This is a genomic window from Loktanella fryxellensis (assembly GCF_900110065.1).
Lineage (GTDB): Bacteria > Pseudomonadota > Alphaproteobacteria > Rhodobacterales > Rhodobacteraceae > Loktanella > Loktanella fryxellensis.
In genome coordinates this window covers 1-14,112 of the sequence record NZ_FOCI01000037.1, presented here as the reverse complement: position 1 = coordinate 14,112, position 14,112 = coordinate 1, and the positions used below count along the sequence as shown (strand labels likewise).

The window sequence follows — 14,112 nt, the reverse complement described above, 5'->3', positions numbered from 1 at the left end:
AACATGCTGTGCCACGCGATCAGCTTACGTTACACGCCGATCGCGGTGGACCAATGAAAGCGAAAACAACCGCCCTTATGCTGGCCGATCTCGGCGTGCTCAAATCCCATAGTCGGCCACACACCTCAAATGACAACCCGTTCTCTGAAGCTCACTTCAAGACGCTGAAGTATCAACCGGAATTTCCTAAGCGGTTTGAAACGATCGACGAGGCACACGCCTTCTGCCGCCGGTTCTTTACTTGGTACAACGAAGAGCATCATCACGCCGGTATCGGGTTAATGACCCCCGATCAGATCCACTTCGGACAGGCCAAGGCTATCTATGCTGCACGCCAGGAAACCCTCGATACTGCATTCCTCAACACGCCCGAGCGCTTCGTCCGCAAACCACCCAAACCGCCTCACATCCCAACGGCTGTCTGGATCAACCCACCAAAGCAAACGGAGTAAAACCAAGCTTAAAGTTCAATCGCCACTGTCTCAAAGTCGTTGACACGTTCCGGCGGGCGTAGACACGGCAGTCCAGCGCCTCGTTGCGCTCGCGCAGCTTCTGCCATTCAAGCCGGGCGAAGCCGCGCTTGGTGCGCACGGTGACCAATTCCTCGGCAACCAACTGCTTCAGCCATTCGCTTTCAACCCAATCCGGCAGATGCACCGTGCCGGGCGGATACTGCACCCCCTCGGCCAGTTCCTCTTTGGTCGGGCGTGGCAGGCCAAGGTGGCGGTAGGTTTCCGCCTTGAAGGTGGATACCGCTACCGTCCAGAGCCGCGCGCCCCGGCGCAGGCGTTTGCCCGCGTCGGTCACATCAACGTAAGTGGGCCCCGAAACTGGGCTGGAACGATTGAACCCTTCGACACCCTTGACCGGGGCAACCTGCGCCACTCCCTGCCGCCGCGACCAGGCGTAAACGGCCGGAGCCTCATAGCCAGTGTCGACGGCGAGTTTGGCCAGCCGCAGACGCGCGCCGTTCTGATGGGTCCATGTCCGGTCCAGCAGCTTGGTTAGTTCTGCCCACGCGCCCTGATGATCTGGGCCCCCTTCGATGACGATGTGATCGACCAGCCAGCTTGTCCCGCCCCTGCCCCAGGCCCAGACATCCACCTCGATCCGGTCCTTCTGGACATCGGCCCCGGCGGTCAGGAATAGCCCGCCTGCCGGAACGATGCCCGGCTTCCACGCTTCACGCCGGTCATACAGTCGCGACCAGTCTGGTGCTTCCCCGGTTTCGACCCATGTTTCGCCAAGGATGGTGTTCTTGAACGCCCGGATCGCTTCATCCGAGCCTTGTGCCGCCTCCCATGCCCGCACGATCCGCTCCCAGCTGAGCCAGCCGATCGGCGAATAAAGCGCCGAGAGGTGATAGCCGACGGTGCCGGGATCCGCGGCTATGGAGGTCGCGCGCCATTCGCCTGCTTCCAGCATCGCCGTCTTGTGGTGTTCCGCGATGGCACGCTCGCAGCCCTCGCAGTGATATTCCGCAGCCTCTGGCCGCGCCTTTTCCCAGCGCAGCCGCTCGAACTTCAGCCACTGAAACTGGTGGCAATGCGGGCACGGCACGAAGAACCGGCGCTGATCGCTGGCATCGTATTCGCGCTCGATCCGGCTCAGGCCCCGGATCGTCGGCGTCGAGACCAGAAACACCTTGCGCCGGTGGGCGAAGGTCAGCGACCGGGCCTCGGCAAGGCTGACCGGATCGCCCTCCTCATCCGCAGAGGCCGGATAGGCATCGACCTCGTCGAGAAAGATGTAACGCGCCGGAGTCGAGCGCAGCCCGACCGCTGAGTTCGCGCCCGTCATGATGAGGATGCCGCCCGCGAATTCCTTCGACAGCATCGTGTTGCCGGCATCGCGCGAGCGCGCCGGTTTGACCCGTTCGCGCAGAGCAGCACTTTCCTCGATCAGCGGGTCGATCCGCTGGCGCGAATTGCGCTTGGCCAGTTCCACGGTCGGCTGCACCGCCAGCATCGGGCCCGGCACCTGGTGGATCGCAAACCCGATCCAGTTGTTCCCGGCCTCGGTCGCGCCAACCTGTGCCGCTTTCATGAACACGATGCGCTGGACAGCCGAGCTAGGCGAAAGCGCATCCATGATTTCGCGCATGTAGGGCGTGCGCGACGTGCGGTAGCGTCCCGGCTCGGCGCTCGCGCGCGACCCCAGCATCCGGTGCGCATCGGCCCATTGCGACACCGTCAGATCGGCATCGGGCCGGATGCCCAAGCCCCAGGACCGCAGCAGGTCTTCGGCACCATCAAAGGCCGAAGGTCCGTCAATGGCATCAGCGAAGGTCGATGCGGACCTCGGCGAGGCTTTCGAGTTGGGCGCGGACATGGGCTTCCAGAACCTTCTGCATCATGGCGGGCTCCAGACTTCCGTGATCCGCGATCATCACCCCCAGTTCCGATGCCATCAGCGCCGCCGCCCGCGCGGGCCAGGTCACCCAGGCATCGCGCTCCTCCCGCGCCAGTCGGAACACCACCCCCACCGCGCGATTGCGGTCGATCAACTCGCCCTTCAATTGGGCGAGCTTCAGCTTGCGCTCCTGCGCCTTCAGCACCTCGTTGGCGGTCCTCGCCTGCAGAAAGGTGGTGCCACCGCCGCTGACCGGGGCGGGCAATCCTTCGTCGCGAAGCGTCTCACCCACGGCCGACAGCGCGGTATCCGGCACAGGCTTCAGCTTCGGCGTGGCGGGTGCTGCCACCGCCTTTGACCCGCGCTGCTTTGCGGGGTCGGTCATCGCAGCCCGCCGCGCGTCTGATGCGAGGACATCAATCGACCCATCGGCGTGCTGAACCAGCCGCCCGGTGTCCTTGGCTTTCTGGATCGCGCCGCGCGACAGGCCGACATGCGCGGCGTACTGACGCTCGCTCATGCCCTGCATCAAATGCTCCGATTATCATTCCAAAACATAGGCTTATTCCGTTGATAAGCATCCGGATGAGAGCGAACGTGATCTTGTAACGACCCACCCGAACCGGAGCAAACGCCATGACCACCAGGACCAAACCCGCCTCAGACGCCCTCCTGCTGGAGATTGCGCGGAAGCATTTTCCCAACATCGAGACGCTGGAAACCCGCAACAGCGATGGGCTCGATTTCCACGATGTCGCTGTCTGGGCGATCCGCGCCGCGCTCGAAGCTGCTTATACCGCTGGCTTCGCCGCCGCGACCAAGCGCTGAAGGAGGGCCGCGACATGACCATGGCCACCACAACCATCCGCATCGACGTCGACACGCTGCCCGACCATTTCGACCGCTCGCGCCCGACTGTCGTGGCCGAGGTCATCGAGGCCGCGCTCCGCGACGCAGGGATCAAGGCCGACTGCTCGGACCTCTTCTCGCACCTCAAGATCGAACTGCCGACAGCACAGCTGGCTGCCGCCAGCGTCGTGCTGGCCGACCTGCAACTGATCTGACGCAGGGCCACATGAGCACGCGCGCGCAGATCGCCATCGAGATCGGGCCCGGAGAATGGGCGCAGATCTACGTCCACTACGACGGCTACCCCAGCCACATGCTGCCTGCGCTGGAGCGCTGGGAGCCGGAAGATATCCTCGCCGCCATTGAGATCCGGCAGGTCACAGCCGACGAGATCGAGGCCTTCGAGAGCCCCCGCGCCCCGCCAATCCTGCCGCGCCCGACGCGCCAGTTCTGCCACCTTTATGGATGGCAGGACGGGGCTTGGGCTGAACTCGATCCCGAGACACATGCACCCGAAGGAACCCCCGCATGACCGATCTGTCCATCAACTGCCTGCCTGAAGGCGAAACCCTCGCCGAGCTTGCCCGCCGCGAATGCGCCATCAGGTTCGATCTGCGCTTTTGTCGCAGCGTTGCCGTGTCCGAACATGACCGCGACACCGCCCCCTGCGACCCGTCCGAGGCTGAATTCGCCACGCTATACGCCTTGACCGATCTCGGGGAGGCCATCGCCATCCATAATGCGAACCTGACCAGCTCCGGTGCCGACGAGGTCGCCGCCGTCGCCCGTGCGCTGTTCGTGGCCATGGTCAACGCCCGCCGCGATCCGCCCGACGCCGCCCAGCGCCACGAGGCGGAACAGGCGGCTTTGATCGACCACCACCAGATCGGGTGATCCGAAAGCAATCATATGGCTCTGATTTACCTACACTTTCGGGAAGATCAGAGCGAATCTGATTGCATGATGACGATGCAACCCAATCAAGGAGCCAGCAACATGACCCGCCTTGCGACCGACAATGCCAAAGCCCTCGATGCCTTCATGACCACCAAATCCCAGATCGACGCGATGCTGGAACGCCTGAAGGCCCTGAGCGACGACCACTTTGCGACCCACCCCGACGAGATCCACTGGGGGAACGTCGGCACCCTGAACCATTATGCCAGCCTGCTGCGCCGGATCACCGACAGCGCGTTTCGCGAGGGCGAACACGCCGAGTGAGGACACCCCTTCCGGGACACGCCCGCCGCTTGGCGGGCTTGGCCTCGTAGAAGGGCAGCGATTGTCGCGCCCCGATAAGGAGACGACGATGACCCAGATCCAGCTGACTGATACCCAATCCATCATCCTTTCAACCGCCTGCGGACGCGTCGACGGGATGGTGTTTCCCATTACGGCCAAGCTGAAGGGCGGAGCCGTGGGCAATGTGTGCAAGAGCCTCCTGAAACACGCGCTCCTTGAAGAAGTTGCTGCAACCGACCTGAACACGGTCTGGCGGCATGACGAAGAACGCGGATCGATCACCCTGCGTGCGACGCCGCTGGCCTATTCGACGCTTGGGATCACCGACGATCCGACACCCGCAAGTTCCACCCAAATCATGACCGAACCGCCGCACCGTCGCACCGGCACCAAGCAGGACACCCTGATCGCCATGCTGCGCGCACCGGCGGGCGCAACTATTGCCGAGATCGTCGAGGCGACGGGCTGGCTTAGTCATACCGTGAGAGGATCAATGTCCGGGGCGCTGAAGAAGAAGCTTGGCTTGACCATCACCTCGGAAAATGAAGCCCAAATCGAACGTTCTCTGGCTTTAACGCTCGCACATTCGGCATCGGATCGATCGAATCCGTTGGCTGCGTCGCAGCAAGAAAAGCGGCCGTTCGTTGAATGCCGCGGTTGGGATTCGAGATCGCCAAGCAGAAAGTCGTTTTACAGCGAGATGCAGCTCTTGAGAGTTTGATGCCAGCGCTTGATTTTGCCATGGTTCCGGAGGTGATAGAAACCTCAGGTTTTTGGCTCGTTCAGGCGCTCACATGCTCAAACAGGCGTGCCACGGCCTCGGCACCCGGATCGACATGGCCTTGGAGCTGTTCAGCGTTGATGTAAGACGCCCGGCCAGCGTTAGCCCGAGTCAGTGTTGCGGTGTGGTTGGCGCCTTCACGGGCCGCCTTGGCCGCCGCCCCTAGACTGTCCTCCATAGCGGTCAGCGCGGGGATCAGCGCGTCGATCATCGTCCGATCGCCCGACTTTGCGCCACCGATTTCCTGCATGCGCTCCAGCCCGGCCATCAGCGCCTGCCGCATTGGCATACCGGAAGAAGACGCGTCGCCTGCAGCAGCGAAAAAGATCGCGAGCAAAACGCCCGAGGAGCCGCCCATCGTCTGGCTTAGTTCCTGTCCGATGGCGCGATAAAGCTGCGTGTGGTCGGCCAGCGGAAGTGAGTCCATGGCCGCCAGCAATGCCCGCGAGGCACCTGACAGCGTCGAGCCGGTATCGCCATCGCCAGACTTTGCATCGAGGGCATTCAGATCGTCCTCGGCAGCGATCAGGACATTGCAGCAGCCGATCAGGAACGCCTTTGTTTTCTCATGGGCAGACGGCAGTGCCTTGATCGGAGCCAGACCGTCGGGCAAAGGCAAGACGGTTTCTGGCGCGATCTTTACGCAGCCAGGCCAAGCGGACATCGAACAGGGCACCTGCAGCAAAGCGGCGTCTTCTTCTTCGACCGCCATCACGGAGACTGAAAAGCCCCGCATTGCCAAGGACGTCATCATTGCGGCAGGCCCGATCAGAAACGCAATCTTGTCGCCGATGCGTGATTTCACGAGTTCGGCAGCAAGGACAGACATCTCCAACTCCGACGTGCCGCCAAGATTGTTCAGCAGTGCCACGTACCGGCCCTTGAACATCTTTGTCTCAAGTTTGCTTGCGACCGCTTCGATTGCCCCTTGGGCATTGTCGTAAATGATCTGCTCGACACCGGCTTCGCCGTGAATGCCAAGTCCCAGTTCGGCCATTCCTGCGGGAATGCGGTCTTCTTTGGGGGACCCCGGCACGGTGCAGGTGTCAAGCGACATGCCAATGCTGTGGGTGGATTTGATCACGTGTTCCGCAGCTGCAGTAACGGAGTCCAGATCGCCCCCTTGTTCGGCCAAAGCCCCGGCGATCTTGTGCACGAAGAGAGTCCCCGCGACACCTCGTGCTTGCGGCAGATCGGGCAACGCTATGTCGTCGTTGACCACGACCATGCTCACGTTGAGACCAAAAGCGCGGGCGCGCTCGGCAGCAAGCCCGAAGTTCAGACGATCACCGGTGTAATTCTTTACGACCAACAGACAGCCTGCAGGTCCGGTGACGGCCAGAATACCCGCCAGCACTGCATCCACCGACGGTGACGCAAAGATATCGCCACAAATGGCCGCTGTCAGCATGCCGGCGCCGACAAATCCGGCGTGGGCCGGTTCATGACCCGACCCGCCACCGCTGACCAGTGCGACCCTGGATTTGTCCCAATCTGAGCGGACCACGACACGTATATGGGGATATCCATCCAGCCGAGCGAGCATGCCACCCGAGGCTGCGATGATGCCGTCGATGGCATCCGTGACCATGTCGTCCTTGTTATTCATGAAATGTGTCATTGGGGCGTCCTCCTCACGCAAGCCGTGCGCCTATGGCGTCAAAATAGAATGGATTGGCGGGTTGAATCTTGACGATGTCGCCATGAGTCAGGGTTGTATGGGCATCCGTCACCGTGATCAGATCATGGGCGCGGAATTTCAGATGCAGGCGTGTCTGGTCGCCCAGGTGTTCGACCCGCTCGACAAAGCACTCCTGACCATCGCCCTGTCGGATCTGCTCTGGCCTGAGACCGATAAAAGCAGCCCCCTGCGGAGCGCCCGCAAAGACATCGGCAGGCAGAACATTGATCCGCGGCTGACCTAAACGGCTGGCCGCATAGATACTGACAGGATCCTCGTAGATTTCGCGCGGGGTGCCAAATTGAACCAATCGCCCCTTGTCCAGTACGCCGACATGCGTGGCCATGGTCATCGCCTCGATCTGGTCATGCGTGACATAGAGCAACGTCGCGCCCAGATTGGCCTGGATATTTTTCAGCTCGATCCGCAGATCGCTGCGCAGTTTGGCATCAAGCGAACTGAGCGGTTCGTCCATCAGGTAGACCGACGGGTTGCGAACCAGCGCCCGACCGATCGACACTCGTTGCATCTCGCCGCCTGACAGGGCCGTCGCCTTGTTATCCAGCTTGTGCGATATCTGCAGCACCTCGGCCACTTCGCCGACCTTGCGGTCAATCTCGGCCTTGGGGGTGCGCAAGATCGGAGATTTGAGCGGAAATTCGAGGTTTTCCCGCACCGTCAGGTGCGGATAGAGCGAGTATTGCTGAAACACCATCGCCACGTCACGTTGCGCAGGCGTCAGGCCGGCCATGGTGCGCCCGCCAATCGAAACCTCGCCCGTGTCGGGCGCATCAAGCCCCGAAACCATACGCAGCGTCGTCGTCTTTCCCGCACCCGTCGGCCCGAGAAGCACCACGAACGATCCATCGGGCACTGTCATGTTCACATCGTCCAGCGCGGTATCTGGCCCAAAGCGTTTTGAGACATTGTTCAGGATGACCTCAGCCATGGTTCAGGACCTCCAGGTTGGCTTCTGAACGCAGCGCGTGGCCGGTCGATGCGCTGAACAGCGTGAGTGTGCGGGCATCGAGATCGAGACCTGTGCGCTCGCCCCTGCGGACATTCAAATGTGATGGCATCCGCACCTTGACCTGACCGTGCTGAGTTTTCAAAGTCACGATCTGCGTGGTCCCTAGATACTCGGTGGCAATGACCTCACCACGATAGGCGGCAGCATCGCTCAGATACACATGTTCCGGCCGCACGCCTAAAGTCAGCGCACCGCTTTCGCCGTCCAGCAGGCGTGGCACAGCGATGCGAGCCCCCCCGAGGTCAACAGTTTCCGTGCCCTTGCCCACCGTCCCGTTGAAATCGAGGAAATTCATGGAAGGCGATCCGATGAACTGGGCCACGAACTTGGTTGCGGGCCAATCATAGATGTCTTGCGGCACGCCGAACTGTTCGACGACGCCGTGGTTCATGACGACGATCTTGTCGCCCATCTGCATCGCCTCAAGCTGATCATGGGTTACATAGACGGTCGTGGCACCCATGCGATCATGCAACGCACGCAACTCCTCGGACATGTGCTCGCGGAACTCGGCATCGAGCGCACCCAGCGGTTCGTCCATGAAAAACGCCTTTGGTTCCCGGACGATCGCCCGTCCAAGCGCCACGCGTTGCCGGTCGCCGCCCGACAGCCCGCCGACGGGGCGGTTCAGGATGTCAGTGATCCCGAGGATTTCGGCAATCTCGGCCACCTTCTTCTTGACCTGCGCATTGGGCATCCCTTGGCTAAGCAGGGGATAGCTGATGTTCTTGCCGACATTCATATGCGGGTAGAGTGCAAACATTTGAAACACGAAGGCGATGTCGCGCTGACTGGCCGGTTTCTGGCCGACTTCCTCGCCATCGATATAAATCTCGCCTGACGTGGGCAGCTCCAGACCCGCCATCATCCGCAGCGTCGTCGTCTTACCACAGCCCGAGGGGCCAAGCAGCATGAAGAACTCGCCGTCTTCAATGGTGAAACTCGAGGATTTGACCGCGTTGAAAGACCCGAAATCCTTGCGCACGTTTTCAATACGTATCTGTGCCATGGGCTTACTCCCGGAAGTGGCTGACGATGATGAACATCACCGTGCCGACAAGTGTGACGATGAAGGAGTAACTGAAGAGCCAGAGGACAAAGGGCTGCATCAGCATCACGACACCCAGGGCGATCAGGATGGACGCCAGCATTTCCCACGGGCCACGACGCAACCCCAGCAAACCTGTGATGAAACCGTTCATTTGCGTACTGCCCCGAATGTGATCCCGCGCAAGAGATGTTTGCGCAGCAGGATGGTGAAGACCATGACGGGCACGAGGAAAATCGTGGCGCCTGCGGCGACAGCGGGCCAATCCTTGCCGGCGACACCGATGATGGTCGGTATGAACGGCGGCGCGGTCTGGGCATTGCCCGAGGTCAGCAGCACAGCGAAAGCGTATTCGTTCCACGCAAAGATCAGGCAGAAGATCGCGGTTGAGGCAATACCGGTCGCCGCCTGCGGGAGCACAACCTTGTAGAAGGCTTGAAACCGCGTATAGCCGTCGATCAGCGCGGCCTCTTCGTATTCGATCGGGATTTCGTCGATGAACCCTTTCAGCAGCCAGACCGACAACGACAGGTTCACCGCTGTATAGAGCAGGATCATCCCCAGATGCGTGTCGTTGAGGCCCAGGTTGCGGAACATCAGGAAGATCGGGATCGCAACCGCGATCGGGGGCATCATCCGCGTCGACAGGATGAAGAACAGCAGATCGTCCTTCAGAGGCACCTTGAACCGGCTGAAGGCATAGGCCGCCATCGTGCCGAGGATCATGCAAAGTGCTGTCGATCCAAAGCCGATGATGACCGAGTTCAGAAACCGTTCGCCATAGCGCGACGGTCCCGAGATGACCGTACCACGATCGCGCGCAATCTGCTCATACCAGGTGGTCGGCGGTCCGGCGTCTTCAAGCATTTGCTCGGTCGCGCGGGTCCGGTCCGTAAAGAGGTTCACGTAGCCCTCCAACGTCGGCTCGAACACGACGACAGGCGGATAAGCGATGGAATCTGCCGGGGACTTGAAGCCTGTTGCAATGATCCAGACAAGCGGGATCAAGGTGATGATCGCATAGCCAATGACAAGGAAACCAGCGAACCACTTCGTCCGGAGAGACGGTTCTGTGACGGAAAAGCTCATCTTTCTTTCACCTTGTTAAGGGCTTTGACGTAGATCGAGGCAAGGCCGAAGACGGTTACGAACAGGATCACCGCGTAGGCCGAGGAATACCCTGTTCGCCACCGCTCGAACGCCTCGCGCTTCAGGTCTATCGACGTCAGTGTCGTGGTGTTGCCGGGGCCGCCACCAGTCAGCTGAACCACGAGATCGAACATCTTGAAGTTCTCGATGCCCCTGAACAGCACCGCGAGCATCAGGAACGGGAGCGCCATTGGGATCGTGATCGTCCAGAATTGCCGCCATTTGCTGGCACGGTCGCATTCCGCCGCTTCATAGATGCTATCGGGGATTGATCGCAGCCCGGCGAGGCAGATCAACATCACAAAGGGCGTCCACATCCAGGTATCGGCGATCACGATGGCCCAGGGAGCCAGGTTCACGTCACCGATCATCGAGAAGCTGGCCGGATCCGCCCCTGTAAAGAAGGCGATTGCATAGTTGAACAGGCCGATCTGCGGCTGGTACAGAAAGGTCCAGAAATTTCCGACGACCGCCGGCGACAGCATCATTGGAAACACGATGATCGTTGTCCAAAGATCGTTGCCCTTGAATTTCTTGTTGATCAGGAAAGCCAGCGTGAAGCCGATCAAGACCTGCAGGATGATGGTCCAGATCAGGAAATGGGCGGTGGCCTGCATTGTGGCCCAGATATCAGGGTCTGACAGGATGCGCTGGTAGTTGCGCAATCCGACCCATTCGACCTCGTTATTGGGCCGGTTCACCCGAAAGTCGGTAAAGCTGAGGCGGATCGTCCAGATCAGTGGAAAAATGTTCACCGCAAGAAGCAAGAAGATCGTGGGCGCAACGAAGATCCAGGCGATCGTGCGATCCGATAGGCCCCGGATGCGGCGCGCAAGGCCATCCGGCGTTTTCTTTGCGGCGCCTTCGATGGCAGGGTTTGTCACGATAAGAATCCTTCATGGCAGAAGCGACATGTGCTCTGCAGTCGACCTTGAATGGCGATGTGAGATCAAGCTCTCCAGCCGATCCGGAAACCGGCTGGAGATGAAAGGTCGGACGCGGGTAAGGTCCTGGTCCGGCGTGGTGAGGCCTAGAGCTTGCCTTCGTCCTCGAATATCTCGGTCCAGTCGCGGACCAGACCATCGAGCGCTTCTTTGGCGGTGCCGTCGCCCGCGACGACATAGTTGTGAACCCGCTCCTGCATGGAAAGCAGAAGATCCGCATAGGCCGGCTCGGCCCAGAAGTCCTTCACGATCGCCATCGAGTCGAGGAAGGTCTGCGCGTAGGGCTGACTGGTGGCAAAGTCCGGATCTTCAACCACGGCCTTCAGGGCCGAGTACCCGCCCAGTTCCCACCACTTTGCCTGGATTTCCGGCTGCGCGAACCACTGGATGTATTCCAGAGCCGCGTCCTGCTTTTCTGAATAAGAAACGACAGAAATCCCCTGCCCGCCCAGCTGGGCAAACTGACCTGCCGGGCCTGCCGGATTCGGGAAATAGCCGGACTTACCGCCGCCCACATTTTCATCCGCCTCGACGCCCGGCCAGATAAAGGCAAAGTTCATCTGCATGGCGACCTGACCTGACCGGTAGGCGTCGATGTTCTCGCCCATGTACCAGTTGGACGATCCCGGAGGCGTGCCAACGTCATAGAGCGCCTTGTAATACTCAAGGCCTGCCACGGCACCGTCCGAATTCACGAAGCCCTCAAGGTCATAAGGCTTTTCGGGGTTCTCGTAGAGGAACCCGTAGTTGTAGAGCGCGTTGGTCACACCCATCGTGATGCCTTCGGATCCGCGCTCGGTATAAATGGCAGCGCCGTAAACCGTCGTGCCGTCGATATCACGACCCTGGAAAAACTCGGCAATGTCTTTCAGCTCTTCCAAAGAGGCAGGAACGCCCAGATCGCGGCCGTATTTCTCTTTGAATTCCGCTTGCAGTTCAGGGCGCTCGAACCAGTCCTTGCGGTAGGTCCACCCGACAACGTCGCCAAACGCCGGGAGTGCGTAGTAATTGGGGGTGTTTTTAGGCCATTCGGCGTAGCCGGTAACCGTCGCAGGAATGAAGTCGTCCATCGTGATGTTGTTGGCATCGAAGAAGTCATTCAGCTTCACGTAGTGGCCGTTCTCGGCACCGCCACCAATCCACTGGCTGTCACCAATCATTAGGTCGCACAACTGCCCGCCCGAGTTCAGTTCGTTCAGCATCCGGTCTGCGAAATTGGGCCACGGCACGAACTCGAAGCTCATGTTGTGGCCGGATGCAGCCTCGAAATCCTTGCTCAGCTCTATCAAAGCGTTGGCAGGGTCCCACGCGGCCCAGCATAATGTCAGGTCTTCGGCCTGAGCGGTCGACGCGACAGTCACGGCAAGCAAAGCGCCCGCGCTGGCAGTGGTGAACAGTTTCGATCTCATTTCAAAATTCCTCCCTGGATTATGCCGCCGCCACGAGCTGTGTCGAATCGGCGATCACTAATCGTTATTAAGACACGTGCCTCAAAGCAATAAAATTTTGATGCACGCGTCTCAGAATGTGCTACTAGGAAATGATCTTGGCTACGCAAGTCGTGAGAACCTCTAAGGCAAGTCGCTGTATCTATGTCAAAATCCACATCATACCACGGGGAAAGCACACTGCTGCGCCCAACGACAAAAGACCTCGCGAGAGTGGCTGGCGTCAGCCGGGCAACCGTTGATCGGGTCTTGAACGGCCGCGATGGCGTCAAAATGAAGACCGTCGAAAAGGTCAATGCCGCGATCGAGGAACTCGGCTTTGTTCGCAACCTCGCCGCAGCCAATCTGGCCAAGAGCCGGACCTACCGGTTTGGCTTTGTCCTGCCCCAATCGGGCGACCAGTTTCTTGGTGAGATCGTAAAGCACATCCACGAAGCGCAAACCTCATTCACGGCAGACATGGTGACGACCACCGTTCGCCACATCGACCAGAACGACCCATTCAAGATCGCAGCGTTGCTCGCTGCCCTGTCACCCGAGATCGTCGACGGCGTTGCGATCATGGCTCCGGAAACGCCGCAGGTTCGTGATGCGATCCAGCGCCTGCAGGAACGCGGTGTCCACGCTTTGCCGTTCATCTCCAATCAGACACTGGACGGTGACCAATGGGTCGGTATCGACAACCATGCAGCTGGCGCCACCGCTGGAACCCTGATAGGGCGCTTTCTGCCTGGCAAGGCAGGGAAGCTGGTCGTCATTGCTGACAGCATTTTGTCGCGTGACAGCCTCGAGCGCCGTTCGGGTTTCGACTGGGTTATCAATTCGGATTTTTCGCACCTTACAGCTCTGCCCTCGCTGGAAACCTACGGATCGCAGGACCGCGCCAACCGCATCGTCTTGGAAACATTTCGGCACCAAAGCGATATTGCTGGCGTCTATATCCTCTCGTCAGAGGCGCGCGGCCCACTTTCTGCAATCTGGAACGTGCCACTTCCGCAGAAAATCGTCATCATTGCGCACGAGCGGACGCCTTGCACGGTAGACGCGCTTGTCGAAGGCACACTTGACGCAATCATCGCTCAGGATCCTGGTCACTTGGTGCGGAGCGCGATACGAAAGCTGCGCGCGTTGACAGACGGACGCTCGACGCTGCAATCGCAAGAAAAGATCAGGGTTGAGATCATCCTGAAAAGCAATCTTTGAACTGGCGGAAGATGTGTCAGCCAAATTGCGCCAGTTTGGTGCGTATTCCGGAACATCCGGCCACCTATTCCGATCACATCCGGCCACCTGTTCCGGCGCATTCGGCCACCTGTGACGCGTTGCCGTGAGGCAGTGGAATTCGGGTATCAGGTTTGAGGCATTTCGTCATCCATTTTGGCCATGGTTTTCCGCATGGACTGCCCTTCCAGCTCGATACGGTAGGCATTGTGGACGATGCGATCGAGGATGGCGTCGGCGAAGGTGGGCTCCCCGATGACGTCGTGCCACGCTGTGATGGGCAACTGGCTGGTGATCATGGTTGAGCCGCGGCCATACCGTTCTTCGACGACTTCCATCATATCCCGGCGCTGCGTCGCCGTGAGCC

Annotated in this window: 18 protein-coding genes; 8 read left to right on the top strand and 10 right to left on the bottom strand. The window is 60.1% G+C overall.

Features of this window, described 5'->3' with window-relative positions; translation table 11 throughout:
- A partial coding sequence (locus tag BMX16_RS16125) for an integrase core domain-containing protein (protein ID WP_143058075.1) occupies positions 1 to 452 on the top strand: 452 nt, incomplete at its 5' end.
- Here BMX16_RS16125 and BMX16_RS16120 read toward each other — a convergent pair.
- Complete coding sequence (locus tag BMX16_RS16120) at positions 427 to 2,331, bottom strand: phage terminase large subunit family protein (protein WP_089905667.1); 1,905 nt, start codon at positions 2,329 to 2,331, stop codon at positions 427 to 429. The genes BMX16_RS16125 and BMX16_RS16120 overlap by 26 nt on opposite strands.
- The gene (locus tag BMX16_RS16115; protein ID WP_089905665.1) at positions 2,279 to 2,881 is read right to left on the bottom strand and encodes a hypothetical protein; all 603 of its coding nucleotides are present in this window, start codon (positions 2,879 to 2,881) and stop codon (positions 2,279 to 2,281) included. Before BMX16_RS16115 ends, BMX16_RS16120 begins: the two co-directional genes overlap by 53 nt.
- A 107-nt stretch (positions 2,882 to 2,988) precedes the next feature.
- Between BMX16_RS16115 and BMX16_RS16110 the strand changes: the two genes are divergently transcribed.
- The 6 genes from BMX16_RS16110 to BMX16_RS16085 all read left to right on the top strand — a co-directional run bounded on the left by BMX16_RS16110 (position 2,989) and on the right by BMX16_RS16085 (position 5,164).
- Positions 2,989 to 3,180, top strand: a complete 192-nt coding sequence (locus tag BMX16_RS16110) for a DUF6900 domain-containing protein (RefSeq protein ID WP_089905663.1) — start codon at positions 2,989 to 2,991, stop codon at positions 3,178 to 3,180.
- A gap of 14 nt (positions 3,181 to 3,194) precedes the next feature.
- A complete protein-coding gene (locus tag BMX16_RS16105) occupies positions 3,195 to 3,416 on the top strand; it encodes a hypothetical protein (RefSeq protein WP_089905661.1) in 222 nt (73 codons plus the stop codon).
- An 11-nt stretch (positions 3,417 to 3,427) separates the two neighbouring features.
- On the top strand, positions 3,428 to 3,733 hold the full coding sequence (locus BMX16_RS16100; protein WP_089905659.1) for a hypothetical protein: 306 nt from the start codon (positions 3,428 to 3,430) through the stop codon (positions 3,731 to 3,733).
- Positions 3,730 to 4,095, top strand: coding sequence for a hypothetical protein (locus BMX16_RS16095; RefSeq protein ID WP_089905657.1), 366 nt, complete (start codon positions 3,730 to 3,732; stop codon positions 4,093 to 4,095). Before BMX16_RS16100 ends, BMX16_RS16095 begins: the two co-directional genes overlap by 4 nt.
- Positions 4,096 to 4,197: 102 nt before the next feature.
- Positions 4,198 to 4,422: a hypothetical protein gene (locus BMX16_RS16090; protein WP_089905656.1), complete on the top strand. Its 225-nt coding sequence runs from the start codon at positions 4,198 to 4,200 to the stop codon at positions 4,420 to 4,422.
- A gap of 88 nt (positions 4,423 to 4,510) precedes the next feature.
- Positions 4,511 to 5,164, top strand: a complete 654-nt coding sequence (locus BMX16_RS16085; RefSeq protein ID WP_089905654.1) for a DUF3489 domain-containing protein — start codon at positions 4,511 to 4,513, stop codon at positions 5,162 to 5,164.
- A 61-nt stretch (positions 5,165 to 5,225) separates the two neighbouring features.
- On the opposite strand, the gene BMX16_RS16080 is transcribed toward BMX16_RS16085, so the two are convergent.
- The 7 genes from BMX16_RS16080 to BMX16_RS16050 form a co-directional block, all read right to left on the bottom strand.
- Complete coding sequence (locus BMX16_RS16080; protein ID WP_089905652.1) at positions 5,226 to 6,845, bottom strand: dihydroxyacetone kinase subunit DhaK; 1,620 nt, start codon at positions 6,843 to 6,845, stop codon at positions 5,226 to 5,228.
- A 13-nt stretch (positions 6,846 to 6,858) separates the two neighbouring features.
- Positions 6,859 to 7,854, bottom strand: a complete 996-nt coding sequence (locus tag BMX16_RS16075) for an ABC transporter ATP-binding protein (protein ID WP_089905650.1) — start codon at positions 7,852 to 7,854, stop codon at positions 6,859 to 6,861.
- Positions 7,847 to 8,944 carry an ABC transporter ATP-binding protein gene (locus tag BMX16_RS16070; RefSeq protein ID WP_089905648.1) on the bottom strand — a complete coding sequence of 366 codons (1,098 nt, stop codon included), beginning with the start codon at positions 8,942 to 8,944 and terminating at the stop codon, positions 7,847 to 7,849. Before BMX16_RS16070 ends, BMX16_RS16075 begins: the two co-directional genes overlap by 8 nt.
- Positions 8,945 to 8,948: 4 nt before the next feature.
- A complete protein-coding gene (locus tag BMX16_RS16065) occupies positions 8,949 to 9,137 on the bottom strand; it encodes a hypothetical protein (protein WP_089905646.1) in 189 nt (62 codons plus the stop codon).
- Positions 9,134 to 10,072: a carbohydrate ABC transporter permease gene (locus BMX16_RS16060; protein WP_089905643.1), complete on the bottom strand. Its 939-nt coding sequence runs from the start codon at positions 10,070 to 10,072 to the stop codon at positions 9,134 to 9,136. Before BMX16_RS16060 ends, BMX16_RS16065 begins: the two co-directional genes overlap by 4 nt.
- Positions 10,069 to 11,016, bottom strand: coding sequence for a carbohydrate ABC transporter permease (locus tag BMX16_RS16055; RefSeq protein ID WP_089905641.1), 948 nt, complete (start codon positions 11,014 to 11,016; stop codon positions 10,069 to 10,071). Before BMX16_RS16055 ends, BMX16_RS16060 begins: the two co-directional genes overlap by 4 nt.
- Before the next feature lie 146 nt (positions 11,017 to 11,162).
- Complete coding sequence (locus BMX16_RS16050; RefSeq protein ID WP_089905639.1) at positions 11,163 to 12,485, bottom strand: ABC transporter substrate-binding protein; 1,323 nt, start codon at positions 12,483 to 12,485, stop codon at positions 11,163 to 11,165.
- A 183-nt stretch (positions 12,486 to 12,668) separates the two neighbouring features.
- On the opposite strand from BMX16_RS16050, the gene BMX16_RS16045 reads away from it, so the two are divergent.
- Positions 12,669 to 13,727, top strand: coding sequence for a LacI family DNA-binding transcriptional regulator (locus BMX16_RS16045; protein ID WP_089905637.1), 1,059 nt, complete (start codon positions 12,669 to 12,671; stop codon positions 13,725 to 13,727).
- A 146-nt stretch (positions 13,728 to 13,873) separates the two neighbouring features.
- Here the strand turns inward: BMX16_RS16045 and BMX16_RS16040 are convergent.
- Positions 13,874 to 14,112 (bottom strand): ATP-binding protein (locus BMX16_RS16040; RefSeq protein ID WP_177174710.1); only part of this gene is annotated, 239 nt, incomplete at its 5' end.